Annotated in this window: 16 protein-coding genes; 8 read left to right on the top strand and 8 right to left on the bottom strand. The window is 68.8% G+C overall.

Going from position 1 to position 19,604, the window contains the following annotated elements:
• Positions 1–93: 93 nt before the first annotated feature.
• From addA to AC07NF_RS11445, 6 genes are read right to left on the bottom strand one after another with little or no spacing between them, the layout of a single operon-like run.
• Positions 94–3,564 (bottom strand): double-strand break repair helicase AddA, encoded by a 3,471-nt coding sequence (gene addA, locus AC07NF_RS11470; RefSeq protein ID WP_494625987.1) that lies wholly within the window; start codon positions 3,562–3,564, stop codon positions 94–96.
• Complete coding sequence (gene addB / locus AC07NF_RS11465; RefSeq protein WP_494625985.1) at positions 3,561–6,548, bottom strand: double-strand break repair protein AddB; 2,988 nt, start codon at positions 6,546–6,548, stop codon at positions 3,561–3,563. The genes addA and addB overlap by 4 nt, the downstream gene beginning before the upstream one ends.
• A complete protein-coding gene (murU, locus tag AC07NF_RS11460) occupies positions 6,545–7,261 on the bottom strand; it encodes an N-acetylmuramate alpha-1-phosphate uridylyltransferase MurU (RefSeq protein WP_494625983.1) in 717 nt (238 codons plus the stop codon). Before murU ends, addB begins: the two co-directional genes overlap by 4 nt.
• Positions 7,258–8,349, bottom strand: coding sequence for an N-acetylmuramate/N-acetylglucosamine kinase AmgK (gene amgK / locus AC07NF_RS11455; protein ID WP_494625981.1), 1,092 nt, complete (start codon positions 8,347–8,349; stop codon positions 7,258–7,260). Before amgK ends, murU begins: the two co-directional genes overlap by 4 nt.
• Positions 8,333–8,779: a tRNA (adenosine(37)-N6)-threonylcarbamoyltransferase complex ATPase subunit type 1 TsaE gene (gene tsaE, locus AC07NF_RS11450; protein ID WP_494625979.1), complete on the bottom strand. Its 447-nt coding sequence runs from the start codon at positions 8,777–8,779 to the stop codon at positions 8,333–8,335. The genes amgK and tsaE overlap by 17 nt, the downstream gene beginning before the upstream one ends.
• Complete coding sequence (locus tag AC07NF_RS11445; protein WP_494625977.1) at positions 8,776–9,651, bottom strand: GNAT family N-acetyltransferase; 876 nt, start codon at positions 9,649–9,651, stop codon at positions 8,776–8,778. The genes tsaE and AC07NF_RS11445 overlap by 4 nt, the downstream gene beginning before the upstream one ends.
• A 97-nt stretch (positions 9,652–9,748) precedes the next feature.
• Here AC07NF_RS11445 and zapE point away from each other — a divergent pair, with 97 nt between their 5' ends.
• Positions 9,749–10,867 carry a cell division protein ZapE gene (zapE, locus tag AC07NF_RS11440; RefSeq protein WP_494625975.1) on the top strand — a complete coding sequence of 373 codons (1,119 nt, stop codon included), beginning with the start codon at positions 9,749–9,751 and terminating at the stop codon, positions 10,865–10,867.
• Here zapE and AC07NF_RS11435 read toward each other — a convergent pair whose 3' ends face one another.
• Positions 10,868–11,239 carry an STY0301 family protein gene (locus AC07NF_RS11435; protein ID WP_492816540.1) on the bottom strand — a complete coding sequence of 124 codons (372 nt, stop codon included), beginning with the start codon at positions 11,237–11,239 and terminating at the stop codon, positions 10,868–10,870.
• A gap of 74 nt (positions 11,240–11,313) precedes the next feature.
• Between AC07NF_RS11435 and AC07NF_RS11430 the strand changes: the two genes are divergently transcribed.
• On the top strand, positions 11,314–11,895 hold the full coding sequence (locus AC07NF_RS11430; RefSeq protein ID WP_492816542.1) for a GDP-mannose pyrophosphatase: 582 nt from the start codon (positions 11,314–11,316) through the stop codon (positions 11,893–11,895).
• Here the strand turns inward: AC07NF_RS11430 and AC07NF_RS11425 are convergent.
• Complete coding sequence (locus tag AC07NF_RS11425; RefSeq protein ID WP_494625971.1) at positions 11,892–13,337, bottom strand: sensor histidine kinase; 1,446 nt, start codon at positions 13,335–13,337, stop codon at positions 11,892–11,894. The two genes, AC07NF_RS11430 and AC07NF_RS11425, sit on opposite strands and share 4 nt — an antisense overlap.
• Before the next feature lie 182 nt (positions 13,338–13,519).
• Here AC07NF_RS11425 and sdhC point away from each other — a divergent pair, with 182 nt between their 5' ends.
• The 6 genes from sdhC to AC07NF_RS11395 all read left to right on the top strand — a co-directional run bounded on the left by sdhC (position 13,520) and on the right by AC07NF_RS11395 (position 18,661).
• Positions 13,520–13,927, top strand: coding sequence for a succinate dehydrogenase, cytochrome b556 subunit (gene sdhC / locus AC07NF_RS11420; protein WP_454761787.1), 408 nt, complete (start codon positions 13,520–13,522; stop codon positions 13,925–13,927).
• Positions 13,894–14,349, top strand: a complete 456-nt coding sequence (gene sdhD, locus AC07NF_RS11415) for a succinate dehydrogenase, hydrophobic membrane anchor protein (RefSeq protein ID WP_454718741.1) — start codon at positions 13,894–13,896, stop codon at positions 14,347–14,349. Before sdhC ends, sdhD begins: the two co-directional genes overlap by 34 nt.
• Positions 14,349–16,139: a succinate dehydrogenase flavoprotein subunit gene (gene sdhA / locus AC07NF_RS11410; RefSeq protein WP_494625968.1), complete on the top strand. Its 1,791-nt coding sequence runs from the start codon at positions 14,349–14,351 to the stop codon at positions 16,137–16,139. The genes sdhD and sdhA overlap by 1 nt, the downstream gene beginning before the upstream one ends.
• Before the next feature lie 7 nt (positions 16,140–16,146).
• Positions 16,147–16,929, top strand: a complete 783-nt coding sequence (locus AC07NF_RS11405; protein WP_492816550.1) for a succinate dehydrogenase iron-sulfur subunit — start codon at positions 16,147–16,149, stop codon at positions 16,927–16,929.
• Between the two features lie 130 nt (positions 16,930–17,059).
• On the top strand, positions 17,060–18,298 hold the full coding sequence (locus AC07NF_RS11400; protein WP_494625965.1) for an NAD(P)/FAD-dependent oxidoreductase: 1,239 nt from the start codon (positions 17,060–17,062) through the stop codon (positions 18,296–18,298).
• 42 nt (positions 18,299–18,340) lie between these two features.
• Positions 18,341–18,661, top strand: a complete 321-nt coding sequence (locus AC07NF_RS11395) for a 2Fe-2S iron-sulfur cluster-binding protein (protein ID WP_454718338.1) — start codon at positions 18,341–18,343, stop codon at positions 18,659–18,661.
• The last annotated feature ends 943 nt before the right edge of the window (positions 18,662–19,604 follow it).

Here is a 19,604-nt window from a genome sequence, read left to right as displayed (position 1 = left end):
CAGCGCGGAGGACGCGATAAGGTCGATGTTCCCGGATTCGTTCCGGGCGCTTGCACAAAGATGTAGGGGGACGTTGGCCGTCCGGCAACGGGATTAGGTCAGGCGGGCCAGGGCTTCGACCATCACCTTTTCTGGAACCGGCATCAGTTTGGGGCCGTCCGTCCACACCAGAGCGGCTTCCACGGTGCGGCCGGGGAACACCTCGCGCAGCACGGTGGCATAGACCGCCATCTGGGCCAGATAGGCGGAATCGGCGTCTTCGATACGGTCGGGCGAGGGGCGATTGGTCTTGTAATCGACCACCAGTACCCGGCCTTCATCCACCACCAGCCGGTCGACTCGGCCCGAAACGGCGAGGCCTTTCGGCAGATGGATGCTGGTCCCGGCCAGGGCGACCTCGGCGCGTGAGCCGGGGCCGAACACAGCGGCGAAGCGCGCGTCGTCCAGCACGCCGAACGCCGCGGTCGCCATCTCTTGGCGCTGCTCGTCGGTCAGGTCGCGCTCGGCGGCGAGCAATCTTCCGGCCGCGACGGCCCGCTGGTCCGGCGCGACGTCGGGCAAGAGCTGCAGCAGCTTGTGGACGATCTCGCCTCGGCGATAACGACCCAGGCCCGAGACCCGCGCCAGCGGCGAGGGGGCCGGGACGCGGGCATTGTCCTCGATCCGCGATGGGGCGGCGTAGCGTGCGGCGGCCGGTTCGGGCGGGGCCACGGCCTTGATCCACGCCGGTGCGATCGCCGAGGCGCGGACGTCCTCCTCGACACGCGGCGCGCTTTCCGGATCGGGGCCGTAGCGCAGGAAGCCGGTCTCCTCGTCGCCGATCCTCCGCACATCCGGCGCGATATCGGCATGGGCGAAGGCGGCGCGGGCGGCGGCGTACCAGCCGCCGACCTTGTCGTCCTTGGTGCGGGCGTCGATGCGGCCGCACAGGATCAGCCGTTCCCGCGCCCGGGTCAGGGCCACATACAGCAGGCGTAGCGCCTCCTGGCTCTCCTTGTCCTCGCGCAGCTTCCGCGCCTTGGCCGAGGCGTCGCAGTCGCCCTTGCCGCTGGCGGCCCACAGCAAGGCCCCGTCCTCGGTGACCAGCAGCGGCGAGCCGCCGGCCCCGCGCTTTACCGTTGTCTCGGGCAGGAAGACGATCGGCGCCTCCAGGCCCTTGGAGCCGTGGGCGGTCATCACTCGCACCTCGCGGCGAGCGCCTTCCATCTCGCGCTTGACCACGATGTCCAGCGCCGCGAAGTCGGCGACCAGGGCCTCCAGGTCACGCACCCCGCGCTGCTCGGCCTCCATCACCTGGGCCAGGAACTCGTCCAGCGCCTCCTCGGCCTCGGCCCCCAGGCGGGTCAGCACCTTGGCGCGGTGCGAGCGGCCGCCCTCGTCGGTCAGCCCCAGCCAGCCGGCGAAGAACTCGAAGGGCTGGCGCTTGCGACCCTCGGTCAGCGCCCAGTCCAGCACGGTCAGAGCGGCGGTCCACTCAACACGCTCCTCGGCCCGACGCCGCAGCTCGGCCCACAGCGTGGCGCGGCGGCCCTTGGCCAGCGCGTAGACGTCTTCGTCGGCCAGCGCGCAGAACGGCGACTTCAGCAGCGCCGCCAGGGTCAGGTCATCGTCCGGGAACAGGATGAACCGCCCCAGCGCCAGCAGGTCCTCGAAGGCGATGTGGCTGGATAGCGAGAGGCGATCAGCCCCGGCCACCGGCACGCCGCGCCGCTTCAGGGCCCGGATGATCTCCTCGAACAGCACCTTGCGGCGGCGGACCAGGACGAGAATGTCGCCGGCATGGGCGGCGCGATGGCGGCCGATCTCCTTGTCGAAGACGGCGTCGCCGCGCTGCAGGATCGCAACGGCCTCGGCGGCGATGGCTTCGGCCAGGCGGCGATTGGCGCTGTGCTCGCTTTCAGCGTCGACCGGGGCCTCCCAGGCCTCGCGCTCCTCGCCGGGGCGTTCGCGGGTCAGTTGCCACAGGTCGACGCAGCCGGGATGGCCGTGCCGGAACAACTCGTGGCGCACCAGGTCCTGACCCACCGGCGGCGGCACGCCCTCGCGGGTCTCGGGATCGGAGAACAGGGCGTCGACGAAGCTGAGGATCTCACGGGTCGAGCGGTACGACACCGTCAGCGGCACGCCCTTGCCGACCGCGCCGACGGCCTCGATGCGGGCGATATAGCCCTGCGTCTCGATCAGCAGCCGCTGCGGGTCGGCGCCTTGGAACGAATAGATCGACTGCTTCTCGTCGCCGACCACGAACAGGGTCCGCTCGGCCCGCCGCTCGCCGCCCCAGCCCTGCGCCGTCTCGCCGGCGAAGAAGTCGGCGGTCAGGGCGCGCAGGATCTCCCACTGCTCGGGGGCGGTGTCCTGGGCCTCGTCCAGCAGGATGTGGTCGATGCCGCCATCCAGTTTGTAGAGCACCCAGGCGGCCTCGACCTTCTCGGTCAGCAGCACGCGGGTCTTGTCGATCAGGTCGGTGAAGTCGAGCGCGCCGCGCGCCTCCTTCTCGATCCGATGGGATTCCACATACAGCACCGCCAGCCGCAGGGCGCCTTCGGTGTCCTCGGCCACCTTTGCGGCGCGGACCCGCTCGCGGGCGGCCTCCAGCTTGGCCTGTTCCAGCAGCAGGGCTTCGCGCAGGTCCTCGCGACTCTTCAGGCCCGAGGTCTTGCCCGGCCAGGTCGCCGGCGTGCCCTCGCCGCCCTCGGTGAACAGGGCCCGCAGGGCCAGATCCAGCGTCGCGTCCGGATCGCGGGCCACGGCCGCCAGCGCCTCGGCGTTCTTGGCGTCGGCCTTGCCACCGCCGTCGAACAGCACGGTGGCCGCCGCCCGCCAGGCGCCCAGATCCAGCCGCGCCATCGTCTGCGCCGCGAGGTCGCCGGCCGAGGTCGGTTCGTCGAAGCCGCAACGCGCCCAGCCGTCGGCAATGGCCTCCGAGAGCCCACCACAGCGCCGGACATAGTCCATGATCTGGCCGCGCCGCGTCTCGAACCCGGCGAACATCGCCTCGAAGCTCAGGAAATCCAGCGCCACCGAGAACCGGGCATAGGCCTCGGCAAAGGCGTCCTGATGCGTGTCGACCCACGCGGCCGTGGCCCGGCGAGCGGCGCGGGCGATGGCGGCGCCGGCCTGGTCGTCCATCACCGTGAAGCCGGGCGACACCCCGGCCTCCAGCGGGAAACGCCGCAGCAGCTTCTCGCAGAAGGCGTGGATGGTCTGGATTTTCAGCCCGCCGGGCGTCTCCAGCGCCTGGGCGAACAGGGCGCGGGCCTCGGACAGGCGCTTGGCGTCGTAGGTCGCCTCCGGTTCGCCCACCAGCTTGACCAGTTCGGCCCGCAGATCCGCGTCGCTGGTCACCGACCACTTGCCCAGCCGCTCGAACAGGCGCCGCTGCATCTCGGCGGCGGCGGCCTTGGTGTAGGTCACGCACAGGATCGCCTCGGGCTTGACCTTGGCCAGCAGCAGGCGCGCGACCCGGTCGATCAGGGTCTTGGTCTTGCCCGACCCGGCATTGGCGGTGACGAAGGCCGAGATCGCCGGATCGGCCGCGATGCGCTGGGGATCGAAGGCGCTCATTCGCCGTCCCCGTCGTCGCCGCTGGTCGACCATTCGAACACGCGGGCCAGATGGGCGTAGTCGCCGGGGTGCTCTTTCACGAACTGCGGGGCGACCCGCGAGCGGTAGGGCTCGGCCGGATCATCGTAGCGGGCGATCAGGGTCGAGAGGCCTTCCAGCGCCTTGGTCGCGGCTGCGCTGGACTCTTCGCCGGCAAGAGCTCGGACTTGCTCCTCGCCAGCAGGACGTCTTCCGGTGACGCGGACATAGGTCAGGTCGCCGGGCGTGGGCTGCCCGAGGTCCGGGAAGCCGCCGTGCATCAGGATCGCCGCCGTCAGGGTCAGCTGCGGCGAGAAGCCGGTGTCGACCTGCTTCTGCGACGGCGCGGCGCCGGTCTTGTAATCGAGGATGTGGGCGGTCCCGTCGGCGGTCGGTTCCAGGCGGTCGGCCTTGGCGGTCAGGGTGAAGGGACGGCCGTTGATGGAGAGCTGGAGCTCGCCGGCCGCCTCGACCACGACCTTGCGGGCCGTGGTCCGGCGCGAGCGCTCCCAATCGGCGACCCACAGGGCGGCCTCGCGGGCCAAGGCCTTTTCGCGGGCCAGGGCGGTCGGCGGCATGCCGGCCTGGATCAGGTGATCGACATAGAGCTTCTCGAACACGGCGGCCGCGTCGAGCGGCACGGCGTCGGGGAAGCGCTCGGCGAAGTCCTCGAAGGCGGCGTGGATGGCCGTGCCGCGCGCTCTAGCCTCGACCGGCTCGTCGGGGCGCTCCAGCGGATAGAGCTTGAGGATGTCGCGGGCCCAGACGGCGTAGGGGTCGCGGGTCAGGGCCTCGACGCGGGTGACGGCCATCTTGCGCGGTCGGTCCTCGACCGGCGGGGTCGGGGCCGGGCGGCCGATCGGGGCGTAGGGATCGGGGGCGTCGAGGGCGCGGACCCAATCCAGCACGTCGTCACGACGGGGCAGGGCCAGGCCCGCGCCGGCGGCCAGGGTTTTCAGGCGCCACAGCCAGCGCGACTCGACGGCCGGAGCGCCGCCACGGCGTTCGCAGTGGACCAGCACGACGTCCGGCGCGCTGGCGGCCTGGGCGAAGTCGTGGGCGGTCAAGCCGACGCGGCGCTCGGGCGGCGGCAGGCCCAGGCGCGAGCGCATAGGCCGCGACAGAAACGGATCGATCGGCGCGCCCTGCGGCCAGACGCCTTCCTCCAGCCCGGCCAGCACCAGGCGATCGGCGCGCACCAGGCGGGCCTCTATGGCGCCCAGGATGCGAAGCCGGGGGTGGGTGGCGCCGCCGACGCGGACGGTCTCCTCGTTGACCAGCCGGTCGAGGATATCGGCAAAGGCCTGGGGCGAGGCGTTGGGCAGGGGCTCGCCGTCCTGGATCAGGGCCGCCATCAGCCCGCCCAGGCTCTCGCCCGCGCCGCCGGCCCACAGGCGGTTCGTGGCGATCAGGCCTTCCAGCGCCTCGACGATGGCCTGGGCGGCGCGGCAGGGCGGGGCGAAGCCGTTGGCATAGGGCGCGGCGGCGTGGTCGACGGCGGCCAGGACGCGGTCGCACAGGGCCAGGGCCTCGGGCGCATCCTTCAGCCGAGCGCGCAGGACGTCCTTGGAACCGGGCGCCGCGCCGCGCAGGCCCTTGCGTTCCAGCATGGCGGCGGCCGGGGCCTCGTCCTCGGCGAGGACTAGCGGATGCTTGGCGAAGGCCAGCAAGCGGACGGGGTTGAGCGGCTCCTCGACCAGCCGCGCCAGGTGCAAGGCCAGGATCGCCGAGCCGGAGGCGGCCAGCGGCGCGCCGGCCGAGCTGTCGGGGATGACGCCCCAGCGCTGCAGGCGGGTCATCACCCGGCGGGCCAGGGTCTGGTCGGGCGTGACCAGCGCGGCGGTCTTGTCCGGGGTCTCCAGCGCCTCACGCAGGAGCAGCGCGCAGGCTCCGGCGGCCTCTTCCTCGGCGCGGGCGGCGATGACCGAGAAGCCGGTCAGGCCCTCGGCGATCGGGTCCAGGCCCGGGGCCTCGGCGCGCAGGGCGGCGATCTGGGCCAGCCAGTCGGCGGTGGCCTCGGCCGGGCGCAGGGCCTCGTTGACGATGCGTCGCCGCCAGCGGCCCCGGCTGTCGACGTCGGGGACCCAGGCGCGGACGTCCGAGCGCGAGACGCCGGCGCGGTCCAGCAGGCGCTTCATCGCGCCCTGCGGATGCTGCTCGCCGGGCGTGCCTTCGATGCGGTCCCAGGCGCTGTCGGCCAGATCCTCGTCCAGGCCGGGCAGGACCACGGCGCCCTTGGGCGCGGCGGCGACGACACGCAGCAAGTCGGCGGTGGCGGGCGCGGTGCCGGTCGAGCCGGCGGCGACCAGCACCTCGGTCGGCGGGTCGTTCTTCCACTGCGCTTCCAGGGCGCGCAGCAGGCGGACGCGGCGCTCGGAGACGTCGATCAGGCCCAGGTCCTTCAGGCGCTCGGGCCAGGCGCGCAGCACGGCTTTGAGGAACCGGGCCGAGACCTGCCAGTGTTGGGCGAGGTCGCCCTCAGCCAGGCCGTCCAGCTTGTCCTCGAATTCGATCTCTTCGATCTGGCAGCTGTCGAGGAACTCGGCCAGGGCCTTGGCCAGTTCCAGCGCCTGGACCGGGCCGGGCTTGAACGACAGCTTGTCGCCATGGTCGACGACCAGCCGCGCCAGCTCGAACCGGCGACGGCGCGAGGAGACGCCCGGCGGCAGGTCCAGGGCCAGTTCGCCCGGCTCGAACGGGGGCTCGCCTTCGTCCAGGTCGCCGAGGGGGCGAATCTGCGGCAGCAGCAGGGCGCGCCCGCCGCCGACCGCCAGGAAGGCGTCGGCCAGGGCGCGGGCGCCGCGGCGAGTGGGCGTGAGGACCGTAGCCCGGGGCAAGGCCTCGGGACCCAGCGGCTCCAGCGTGTTCAGCAGGCCGCGCGCCAGGTCGTCGACGAACGGGCGATGGGCGGGGATCGAGAACCAGCGCGGCCCCGCTCTTTCGAAGAAGGGGGCCGGTCCGGTCATCCTTCTGAGAGTTTCGCTTCAGCGGCCAACTTGGCGTCGGGATCGCCGACGTGCATCCACAGCCCGTCGGGGGTGACGCCGTGAACGCGGCGGTCGGTGGCCAGCGTCTTCCACAGCGGGGTCAGGGAGAACGGACCTTCGGGACCGTCCTTGACGATGGCCGGTTCACAGATGTGGACGCCGACATAGACCAGCGGCCCGGTCTCGCCGGCCGCCTTGAAGCGGATCGCGCCGTCGTCTTCCAGGAAGACATCGCCGCTATCGTGGAAACCCAGCGACGTGGCGGTCGGGGCCAGCATCAGGAGGACGTCCATCTTGGCCGGATCCCAAGCGGCGGCCATGGCGTCCAGCGCCGGGACGCCGGTCTCGATCCAGACGGAGTCGATGTTGGCGACCCAGACCGGACCCTCGCCCAGCAGCGGCCGGGCGTGCTTGAGGCCGCCGCCGGTTTCCAGAGCTTCCGGACGTTCGTCGGAGATGACGATCTTCGGGGCTGTCTGGCGTGTCTTCAGGTGCTCTTCGAGACGGTCGGCGAAGGCGTGAACATTGACCACGGCCGTCTCGACGCCGGCGGCCGCGAGGCGGTCCAGCATGTGGTCGATCAGGGCCTTGCCGTGCACCTCGACCAAGGCCTTGGGGCGGTCGTTGGTCAGCGGGCGCATGCGGGTGCCCAGGCCGGCGGCCAGCACCATCGCGATCTTGGGCGCGCTCATCGGCGCGTCTCCACCGGCACATACTGGTCGAACCAGGCCTTCAGGTCCTCAAGCGCCGGATCGGCGAAGCAGACGTCCAGATAGACCCACAGGCGCGGGATGAAGTCGGCATAGCGGGGCTTGCCGTCGCGGGTCACCAGGCGGGCGAAGATGCCCAGGATCCGGATGATGTTGAGCGCGCCCAGCGCATGGTAGTCGGCCAGGAAGGCGATGCGGTCCAGCTCGGAGCGAGCCGCCAGGTAGCGGTCCAGGCTCGCGGCCTCGCGCTGCGGCGAGACGGTGCGGCGGGCGTCGTGCAGCAGCATCGACAGGTCCCAGGCCGGGTGGGCCAGGACCGCGTCCTGGAAGTCCAGCATGCCGACCCGGGCCGCGCCCTGGCGTTCCGGGAGCCAGATCAGGTTCTCGGCGTGATAGTCGCGGTGGCAGAAGACGGTCGCGCCGGCTTCGCCCTTGGCGCGGATAGGGGCCCAGATGGCTTCCCACTCGGCCAGGGCGTCATCGTCGAAGCGGACATCGCGGAACTTGGGTTGCCACTCGACGAAGATGTCGTGGGCGGTCTTCAGGGCCAGGTCGTCATAGGCCAGCAGCGGCCAGGTCGAGCCGTCGAAGTCGAGCACGCTCGGCGTTGGCGCCGCGTGCAGAGCCAACAGGCCGTCGATGGCGGCGTCGTAGAGCGGGGCCTCGTCGGTCCCGGCTTCGATCAGGCGGGCGTAGAGGTCGTCGCCCAGGTCTTCCAGTACGGCCAGGCCCTGGTGCGGATCGGCGGCCAGCACCTTGGGGGCCGACAGGCCCTGGGCGTTCAGCCAGCCGGCGCAGGCGACGAAGGCGTCCACCCGGCCGGCGGCCAGGCGGGCCAGGGCGTTGTAGCCGAGGGCGGCGCGCTGTTCCGGCGTAGCGTCCGGCGGGCAGGGCGCGGTCTCGACCGACGGCGGCTGGTCCATGAAGATGAAGCTGTCAGCGCCGCGATGCAGACGCTCGTACGACCGCGTCGAGGCGTCGCCGCCCAGGCTCTCGCGGCGGACGTCGCCGAAGCCGTGGGCTTCCAGGAACGCGGCCTTCGCCGTCTCGCGCTCAGAACTCAAGATCACGTCCTTCGAAATCGCCGTGCCGCACGATGACGGCGCGTCGCGCGTCGCCGTCCAGGGCGATGTCTATATCGAGCCGAGTCGCGGGCAAACGCCCTTCGAGCCGCTGGGGCCATTCGATCAACGCGACGCCGCCGTCCAGGGCTTCGTCCAGGCCGATCTCATAGGCTTCGTCGGGATCCGACAGGCGGTAGAGATCGAAATGCGCCAGGGCGAACGCGGCCGTCTCGTAGAACTGCACGAGGGTGAAGGTCGGGCTGGGCACTTCCTCGTCCGGCGTCGTCAGGGCGCGGATCAGGGCGCGCGCCAGGGTCGACTTGCCGGCCCCCAGCGGCCCGGTCAGGCACAGGGCGTCGCCGGGGCGCAATGCGCCAGCCAGCTTGCGGCCCAGGTCCTGGGTCGCGGCCTCGTCGGCGAGGAAAACTTCGGTCACGTCAGGGCGCTCGTCGGGTCAGTCGGCAACACGCGCTCCACATAGCGCTTCAGCGCCTCCGTGGCTTCCGCCGCGTCGTGGGGCAAGGCCTCGGCGTCGATCGGCGCCCCGATGATCAGCGAAAACGGCCGGCCCTTCTTGTTCAAGAGCTCATGAAACAGGGTGATGTCGCGCATCTCCTTCCAGCGCTTGTCGAAGAAGTGGAACAGGTGCGAGCGCGGCCCGGTCAGATGGATCGGGACGATCGGCGCGGCGTACTTGCGGGCGAGCGATACGGCCGAGGTCATCCACGGCGGGTCGGTCAGCACGCCCTTGTCGTCCTCCATGGCCAGGCGACCGGCCGGGAAGATCATCAGCGCCCGTTCGGCCTCCATCGCCTCGCGGGTCATGGTCAAGGTCAGCCGCATGCGTTCACGGCTGCGCTTTTCTTCGACCCACTCGACCGGGATCAGCACCTCGTCGAAGCGGCGGCAGACCCGGTGGGCGTCGGCATTGGCGTAGAAGACGACGTCCGGCCGCCGGGTCTTGATCGCGTCATAGACCGCCACCCCGTCGCCGATGCCGGTCGGATGGTTCGAGACGATGATGACCCGGCCGCTCGCCGGCAGGTTCTCCAGGCCCGAGACCTCGACCTTCAGGGCCAGCAGGTCCGAGACATGGTCCAGCGCCGCGCGGCCACCGAGCTGGCAGATGGTCTCCGCCATCCGCCGGGCCTTGCGATAGTCGAGCATCCGGTAGACGAGCAGACGGACCAGCGGCCAGAGCGGCGATCCCGTCAGGCGCGGCGCGCGCTCGGCGATCAAGGTGTCGATGATGTGGGGCTGCGGCGTCTGTCGCGCACCGACCACCCCGACGGCCGGAACATGAACCATGACGGGAGCTTAGGCCGCGTCGCCGGGCCTGTCAGCATGAGGGTGACGCATGGGCGGGCTTCCCTTGCGCGGCCTCACGCGCTAACCGCACGTCCCGATGCCGACATCTCTTCGCACCGCCTATCGCGAGCGCCTGGCCCAGGGCGAGATCAAGCCCGATGTGGCGCAAGCCGCCGCCGTCGAGGCGCTGTCGCGGCTGGAGGCCGACCTGGACAATGCCGGCGAACCCGGCTTCTCGCTGTTCGGCCGCAAGCCGAAGAGCCAGCGGGGCGTCTATCTGTGGGGGCCGGTCGGGCGCGGCAAGTCCATGCTGATGGACCTGTTCTTCGACAGCGCGCCGGTGACCAAGAAGCGCCGCATCCACTTTCACGCCTTCATGGCCGAGGTCCACGCCGACATCGACGCCTGGCGCAAGGGCGATGCGGCGGCCCGCAAGGCGCGTTTTGGCCAGCACAAGGGTGACGACCCGATCGTCCCGACCGCCGAGCTGATCGCCCAGAACGCCCGCCTGCTGTGCTTCGACGAGCTGCAGGTCACCGACATCGCCGACGCCATGATCCTGGGCCGGTTGTTCGAGGCCCTGTTCGCGCGGGGCGTCACCCTGGTGGCCACCTCGAACCGACCGCCGGACGACCTGTATAAAGACGGCCTCAACCGTCAGCTCTTCACGCCGTTCATCGCCATGCTGAAGGAGGCGATGGACGTCGTCGCCATCCGGGGTCCGGTCGACTTCCGCCTGGATCGCCTGCGCGCGGCCCGCACCTGGCTGGCCCCGAACGACAAGGCCAACCAGGCCGAGTTCGAGCGGCTGTGGGCCGACATGCTGGACGGCGCGGCCGAGACCGGCGCGACGCTGGAGGTGCTGGGCCGCAAGATGCGCCTGCCGCGCGCCGCCGGCGGGATGCTGCGCTCGTCGTTCGCCAGCCTGTGCCAGCAGGCCCTGGGGCCACAGGACTACCTGGCCGTGGCCGAGCGCTTCCACACCATCTTCCTGGAAGACGTACCGCTGCTGTCGCCGGCCCGGCGCGACGCGGCCAAGCGCTTCAACACCCTGATCGACGCCCTCTACGAGGCCGACGCCAAGCTGGTGGCCCTGGCCGAGGCCGAGCCCGAGGCCCTGTATCCCGAGGGCGACGGCGCCTTCGAGTTCGAGCGCACGGTCTCGCGCCTGCAGGAGATGCGGTCGGCGGACTATGTCGCCCGCGTCAGGGACTAGCTATTCGCAGCGCACCGAGAACACGCGGTACTCGCCCTTGCGGTCGCGCTGCAGGAAGCGGATGCAAGCCTTGACGGTCTTGCCCGGCTTCATGACGACCTTGCCGCCGCCGTCATAGTCGCAGACCACATGCGGGACACGGCCGGCCTTGTGGATGTCTTCGAGCATCCAGTAGGTGCGCAGCAGGCCGTTCTTCTCGCGACCTTCCTCGGGACGCAGCTCGGCCTTGTCCTCGGGCGGGCCGTCGAACAGCGAGACGGCGCTCAGGTGCTTGCCCTTCTGCGTGACCGGACAGGACATCTGCACGGCGTGGGCGGCGGTGGCGGTCATCATCGTTCCAACCGCGATCATCGACAGCAGATAACGGCGCATGGTTCCTCCCCAGGTGTTTGCGACGCCTTTTGGTAAGCCTTGTTTCCGCCCGGCGCGACCATTAGTCGACGAACATGACCGTCAAAGATCGCATCCGCGTCCGCGAGACCAAGCTGCTCTCCGACAACTGGTACGTCCTGAAGACGACGGCCTTCGACTGGAGGCGTCGCGACGGGACCTGGCAGACCCAGCATCGCGAGCACTACGACCGCGGTAACGGGGCGGTGCTGCTGCCGTACAACCTCGAGAACCGCACGGTGCTGCTGGTGAAGCAGTTCCGCTACCCGGCCTTCGTCAACGGCTATGACGACCTGCTGATCGAGGCGGCCGCCGGCCTGCTGGACGACGCCGCGCCCGAGGTTCGGATCCGGGCCGAGGTCGAGGAGGAGCTGGGCTATCGCCTGGGTGAGGTCCGCAAGGTGTTCGAGGCCTTCATGAGCCCCGGCTCGGTGACCGAGATCCTGCACTTCTTCGTGGCCGAGTACGACGCCTCCATGCGGATCGGCGACGGCGGCGGCCATCCCGACGAGGGCGAGGATATCGAGGTGCTGGAGCCGGGTATCGACGAGGCCCTGGCCATGATCGCCGACGGCGCCATCCGCGACGCCAAGACCATCATGCTGCTGCAGCACCTGGCCCTGACGGTCTTCCGCTAGTCGAAGTCCCGAGCCAGCGGCACGTCGAACCGCACCGCCAGGCCGTCCGCACCATAGTCGGCCGCGATCGCGCCGCGCAGCTCGCCGGTGATGCTGCGCTCGATCAGGCGGGAGCCGAAGCCCTTGCGCTCGGGGATGCTGGCGGGCGGCCCGCCGGTCTCGCGCCATTGGAACCGCAGGGTGTCGCCGGCTTCCGGCAGCGTCCAGTCCAGCAGCAGCCGGCCGCCGCCGGTCGACAGCGCGCCGTACTTGGCGGCGTTGGTGGCCAGCTCGTGGAACACCATGCCCAGCGACAGGGCCACCCGCGCCGGCAGGTGGACGTCTGGCCCGTCGATGCGGATGCGCTCGGCGCCGTAGGGGCCCAACTCCTGGAGCAAGATCTGCTTGAGGCCCGCGCCGGCCCATTGGCTGTCGGTCAGGGCGTTGTGGGTCTGGGACAGGGCCAGCAGCCGCGCCTCGAAGGCCGCCGCGAAGGTCTCGGGCGCCGCCGCGCCGCGCAAGGTCTGCTGGGCGATGGCCTGGACCGTCGCCAGGGTGTTCTTCACGCGGTGGTTCAGCTCGTCCATCAGCAGGCGCTGGCGCTGGTTGGCCAGCACCCGGTCGGTCATGTCCGAGCCCTCGACGAACACGCCCGAGATCGAGCCGTCGTCCTCGACGATCGGCTGGTAGAGGAAGTCGAGGAAGCGTTCCTCCAGAACCTCGCCAGGCTTGCGCGCCAGCATGACCGGCACGTCGCGGCCGATGAAGGGCTCGCCCGTGCGACGCACGTCGTCCAGCAGCTGGATGAAGCCCTGCTCGCGGATCTCCGGCAGCGCCTCTTCCAGCGTCTTGCCGATGACGTCGCGCCGGCCGATCAGGCGCAGGTACGCCTCGTTGGCGAAGTCGAACACGTAGTCGGGTCCCGTCAGCACCGCCACGAAGCTGGGCGCCTGCATGAACAGACGGCGGATCTGGACGCTCTGCGACTGCAGGGTCTCCACGCGGCGCAGGACGGAGTCGCCCAGCATGGCGGTGGTCGGCGGGGCTTCGGGACGGAAGGCCTCGTCCTTGAGGCGGCGCAGGTCGGTGATGTCCTGGGTGTTCTGCAGGATGAAGCCGCCGCCGTCGGTCCCTGGCGCCCAGGTGTGGGTGCAGCTCCAGTAACGGTCCTCGAACCCGCCGCCGGCCGCCTCTGGGCGAGGGATGGCGTAGTGCAGGACGGCGATGACGTCGGTCTCGCCGGTGTCGCGGGTGCGCTTCAGGGACTCTTCCAGCAGCCGCCGGCTCTCGCCTTCGGACGGGAAGGCCTCGAACACGTAGCGCCCCTGCATCTCCTCGCGCGGACGACCCGTGGCGTCGAGATAGGCCTGGTTCATCTCGCGGATGATCAGGTCCTGATCCATCAGCATGTAGGGGGTCGATATCCGATCGAACACCGCTCTGAAATCGATCGGACTGCTCATGAGCCGGATATGCTTCCCCCTAAAGCGACACATCCTAACGCAACCTTGGCATTAGGGGTTCCTTAACCTACCCGGAGCGGGACTGAGAACGTTTCTCAACACGGCCCCGTTTAATTGACACCCCCGCCCTCGCGCTTAAAAGCATCCCGCAACGCACAAAGGCTACTGAGGTTGGACCTCCCATGACCGACACGAGCCGGGGGCTGCCTGAGCGCCCGATGTCGCCGCACCTGCAGGTGTGGCGCTGGCATATCACCATGGCCTGCTCGATCCTGCACCGCGGCTGCGTCGTCGGCCTGTGGGTCGGCGCCGTGATCCTGGCGGGCTGGGCCGCGGCCCTGGCCGCTGGTCCCGACGCTTACGCGGGCTACCTGGCCGTGATCGGCTCGCCGATCGGCAAGCTGGTTCTGTTGGGTGAGACCTTCGCGGTGTTCTTCAACGTCGCCTACACCATCCGCCAGACCTTCTGGGACACCGGCAAGGGCTTCGCCCCGCGCATCGCCGACATGACCGGCGCCATGGCGATCGCCTTCGCGGTCGTGGCGACGATCGTCACCTGGGTCATCGCCGGCGCGAACGGAGCGTTCTGATGAGCAGCAACAAGGACCTCTTCCAGCCCATCCAGTTCCGCACGCCGCTGTCGCGCGCCCGGGGCATGGGCTCGTCGCACCACGGTGTCGGCCACTTCATCACCGAGCGCGTGTCGGGCCTGGCCTTCGCGCCGCTGACCGTCTGGGGCGTCTACAGCGCCCTGAAGCTGATCGGCGCCGACCAGCACACGGTCGCGACCTGGATCGGCCAGCCGCTGAACGCCGTGCTGCTGGGCCTGCTGCTGATCTCCGCCCTGGTGCACCTGCAAAGCGCGGTCCAGGTGGTGATCGAAGACTATATCTACCGCTTCACGACCAAGTCCGCCCTGGTGATCGGCAACCTGTTCGTCTGCGTGCTGGCTGGCGCCGTGGGGATCTTCTCGATCCTCAAGGTCGCCCTGAGCGTGACCGGAGCCCATTGATGTCGGCCTATAAGTTCATCGACCACAAGTTCGACGTCGTCGTCATCGGCGCCGGCGGTTCGGGCCTCCGCGCCGCTCTGGGCTGCGCGCAAGCCGGCCTCAAGACCGCCTGCATCACCAAGGTGTTCCCGACCCGCAGCCATACCGTGGCGGCGCAGGGCGGCATCTCGGCCTCGCTGGGCAATATGGGCCAGGACGACTGGCGCTGGCACATGTTCGACACCGTCAAGGGCTCGGACTGGCTGGGCGACCAGGACGCCATCGAGTACCTGACCCGCAATGCGCCGGCGGCGGTCTATGAGCTCGAGCACTGGGGCGTGCCCTTCTCGCGCACCGAAGACGGCAAGATCTATCAGCGCGCTTTCGGCGGCATGACCAAGAACTACGGCGAAGGCCCGATCCAGCGCACCTGCGCGGCGGCCGACCGCACCGGTCACGCCATGCTGCACACGATGTACGGCCAGTCGCTGGCCCACGACACCGAGTTCTTCATCGAGTACTTCGCCCTCGACCTGATCATGGACGAGGCTGGCGTCTGCCGCGGCGTGACCGCGTGGAAGCTCGACGACGGCACCCTGCACCGCTTCCAGGCGCAGCAAGTGATCCTGGCGACGGGCGGTTACGGCCGCGCCTACTTCTCGGCCACCTCGGCCCACACCTGCACGGGCGACGGCAACGCCATGGCGCTGCGCGCCGGCTTGCCGCTGCAGGACATGGAATTCGTGCAGTTCCACCCCACCGGCATCTACGGCGCCGGCTGCCTGATCACCGAAGGCGCTCGCGGCGAAGGCGGCTACCTGACCAACTCGGAAGGCGAGCGCTTCATGGAGCGCTACGCCCCGTCGGTTAAGGACCTGGCGCCCCGCGACATGGTCAGCCGCGCGATGACCATCGAGATCCGCGAAGGTCGCGGCGTGGGCCCGAACAAGGACCACATCTTCCTGCACCTGGATCACCTGGATCCCAAGATCCTGCACGAGCGCCTGCCGGGCATCTCGGAAACGGCGAAGGTGTTCGCCGGCGTCGACGTGACCAAGGCCCCGATCCCGGTGCTGCCGACCGTCCACTACAACATGGGCGGCATCCCGACGAACTTCCACGGCGAAGTCGTCACCAAGTCGGGCGACAACCCCGACCAGGTGATCCCGGGCCTGATGGCCGTGGGCGAAGCCGCCTGTGTGTCGGTGCACGGCGCCAACCGCCTGGGCTCGAACTCGCTGATCGACCTCGTGGTCTTCGGTCGCGCCGCGGCCCTGCGCTGCGCCGAGATCCTCAAGCCGGGCGCCAAGCAACCGGAACTGAAGGACGCCTGGACCGACGCCCACGTCGCCCGCTTCGACAAGTTCCGCAACGCCTCGGGCTCGACCCCGACCGCCGACCTGCGCCTCGAAATGCAGAAGGCCATGCAGGAAGACGCCGCGGTGTTCCGCACCGGCGAAAGCCTGGACAGCGGCGTCGCCCGCCTGGCCGAGGTCTGGAAGAAGAAGGCCGACGTCAAGGTCAGCGATCGGGGTCTGGTGTGGAACACCGACCTGATGGAGACCCTGGAGTTCGACAACCTGATCAGCCAGGCGGTGGTCACGGTGAACGGCGCGGCCAACCGCACCGAAAGCCGCGGCGCCCACGCCCGCGAGGACTTCTCCAGCCGCGACGACGCCGAGTGGATGAAGCACACCCTGGCCTGGCTCGACATGGAGTCCGGCAAGGTGAAGATCGATTACCGCCCGGTCCACAGCTACACGATGTCTGACGACATCGCTTACATCCCGCCGAAGCAACGGGTCTACTGAGGGTACGATGGTCGAACTCGCACTCCCCAAGAACTCGCAGGTCAAGTCGGGCAAGCATTGGCCGGCTCCCGCGGGCGCCAAGAAGGTCAAGACCTTCAAGATCTACCGCTACGATCCGGAAGCGGGCGGCAATCCGCGTTGGGACACCTACGACGTCGACATGGACGCCGTGGGTCCGATGGTCCTGGACGCCCTGCTCTATATCAAGAACACCATCGACCCGACCCTGGCCTTCCGCCGGTCGTGCCGGGAAGGCGTCTGCGGCTCGTGCTCGATGAACATCGGCGGCCGCAACACCCTGGCCTGTACGCACGGCTGGGCTGAAGTCCCGGGCAAGGCCGTCCAGATCAGCCCGCTGCCGCACCTGCCGGTGGTCAAGGACCTGATCCCGGACCTGACGCTGTTCTACGCCCAGTACGCCTCGATCGAGCCCTGGCTGCATACCGACACGCCCGAGCCGCAGACCGAGTGGAAGCAGTCGCCCAAGGACCGCGAGAAGCTCGACGGCCTGTACGAGTGCATCCTGTGCGCCTGCTGCTCGACCTCGTGCCCCAGCTACTGGTGGAACGGCGACAAGTATCTGGGCCCGGCGGCCCTGCTGCACGCCTATCGCTGGCTGATCGACAGCCGTGACGAAGCGACCGGCGACCGCCTGGATGCGCTTGAGGATCCTTTCAAGCTGTATCGCTGCCACACGATCATGAACTGCGCCCAGGTCTGCCCCAAGGGTCTGAACCCGGCCAAGGCCATCGCCGAGATCAAGAAGATGATGGTCGAGCGCGTCGTCTGACGAGCTCTCTATAGAAGACAAACGCGGGGCGGCTTCGGAAACGAGCCGCCCCGTTCTATATCCCGCCTCGATCAAGGCGCTTGCCAATAGGTGACGCCGGCGTCATTTTTGACGAAATGGGAGGGCGTCCTTGAACGCTGAAGCCAATCAGAACGCGTGCGTCGTCATCGTCGGCGCGGGTCATGCCGGCGGCTCGGCCGCGGCGTTCCTGCGTCAGTACGGTCACGAGGGCCGCATTGTCCTGATCGGCGACGAGCCGCTGCTGCCCTATCAGCGTCCGCCGCTCTCGAAAGCCTGGCTGAAGGGCGAGGCCGACGCCGACTCGCTCTCGCTGAAGCCGGCCGAGTGGTACGCCGACAATAATGTCTTCCTGCGCCTGGAAGGCGTGGCCGAGCGGATCAATCGCTCCGAGAAGACCGTGACCCTCGCGTCTGGCGAGGTCATCTCCTACGACTTCCTCATCCTGGCTACCGGCGCCCGCGCGCGCGAGCTGCCAATTCCGGGTTCGGACCTGGCCGGCGTCCTGGCCCTGCGCACGGCGGCCGACGCCGAGCTGCTCAAACACGCCCTGGGCGAGGGCAAGCGTATGGCCGTGATCGGCGGCGGTTATGTCGGCCTGGAGGCGGCGGCCTCGGCCCGCGCCCTGGGCAGCCACGCCACCATCGTCGAGCGCGAGAGCCGGGTCCTGGCCCGCGTCGCGTGCGAGACCCTGTCGACCTTCTTCCAGGACTATCACGGCAAGCACGGCGTCGATTTCGAGCTGAACGCCAGCGTCGTGGGCTTCGAAGGCGAGAACGGCCACGTCACCGGCGTGAAGTTCACCGACGGCAAGGTCCTGCCCTGCGATGTCGCTCTGGTCGGGGTCGGCGCGATCCCGAATGACGAGCTGGCCAAGGACGCGGGCCTGGAAACCACCAATGGCGTGGTCGTCGACCTGGAGGCGCGCACCGCCGACCCGGCGATCTTCGCGATCGGCGACGTCACCCACCGTCCGCTCCCTTTATATGAGCGTCAGTTCCGCCTCGAATCCGTGCCCAACGCCCTGGAACAGGCCAAGCAGGCCGCCTCGGCGATCCTGGGTCGCGCGGGCCCGTCGCCGGAAGTGCCGTGGTTCTGGTCCGACCAGTATGATCTGAAGCTGCAGATCGCCGGCCTGCCGTTCGAGGCCGACCGCCAGGTGGTGCGCGGCGACGTCGCCGCCGCCAGGTTCGCGGTCTTCCATCTGAAGGGCGACCTGCTGCAGGCCGTCGAGGCGGTCAATGCGCCGCCCGAATTCATGGCAGGCAAGCAGCTGATCGCCAAACGCACGCCGGTGAGCGCTGAAAAGCTCGCCGACACCAATGTGTCCATGAAAGAGGTGGCGGCTTAAACCCGCCCCCGAAAGCATAAGTCCTGGGGAACAGAGAACCACATGGCCAAGATCACCTACATCGAACACGACGGCACTGAGCACGCGCTCGACGTGAAGCCGGGCCTGACCGTCATGGAAGGCGCCGTGAAGAACAACGTGCCGGGCATCGACGCCGACTGCGGCGGCGCCTGCGCCTGCGCGACCTGCCATGTGTATGTCGACGACGCCTGGCTGGATAAGACCGGCGACAAGTCGGCCATGGAAGAGTCGATGCTGGACTTCGCCGAGAACGTCGAGCCCAACAGCCGCCTGTCGTGCCAGATCAAGGTGAGCGACGCGCTGGACGGCCTGGTCGTCCGCCTGCCGGAAAGCCAGCACTAGTATAGAGGCTCGGAGCCCGCCTGGGTGGGCTCCGAAAGGCGGGGCTAACCATCCCGTCAAAAGAGCGTCGTTATATTGTCGCGAGGGGGTTGCCAGTCGTCCGAGGGAGGACTAGATCACCGCCTCGCTCGGAACGACATCGCGACCGGACGACGCGGCCCCCGAAAGGGTGTTGCATCGCTCCAGACGCTTCGTTAGAAACCGCGCTCCAATCGACTCGATGACGGATCCGCAAGGGCGGCCACGGCGGCCCAAGGATCCTCTTTTTGTCTCTTCGATCCCGGGTTTCCGGGGCTTCGAAAAAGCCGAAAAGAGTTGGTTGACTTCGGAATGGCTCCTCTTTAGAAGCGCCGCTCCGATGCATCGCCGCCAAGACTTCGCAAGAAATCAGCGGCGCGATGCAAGGGTTAGACAAGTAATCGCTTTGAAGTTTCTTCAAAATAACTGCTTGACTGACTTGGGTGGCTTCTCTAGAAACCGCCCTCCAAGAAATGCCGAGAGGTTCCTTCGGGATCTTCCAAGTGTTTCTCTCCGGTCTGGTTCTTCTTTTCTTAGAAAAAAGTTCTTGACTGGTTTCGGTGACTTCTTTAGAAGCTGCCGGCTCTGCCGAAGACCTCCGGGTCGGTTGGTGGTGAGGTCAGAAAGTTTTGAAAAAAACGATTTGACACGGAATTCGAGGTTCGCTAGATAGCCGCCTCCGCCGACACCGGGCGCTAAACGGTGGGGCCGCTGAGGCGGTTCGGGTCTTTGACATTGTTGATTTGGAAAGAGAAACGCAGGCGGCGGCGCTCTGGCGGTAGACTTTAGGTCTACCTTCGACGCTGACAAATGCGGTCTCTTGAAGACACCATTTATACCGCAGCCGACTTCGGTTGGCTGCAGTGTGATGGGAACTCGTCAAGATACTATGCAAACCAGATACCTGATCCTGGGTTTTCCCCCG

This window comes from Caulobacter sp. GW821-FHT10A06 (assembly GCF_059415805.1).
Note: the sequence above shows the minus strand (reverse complement) of the source record. Positions and strands in the feature narration are given on the sequence as shown.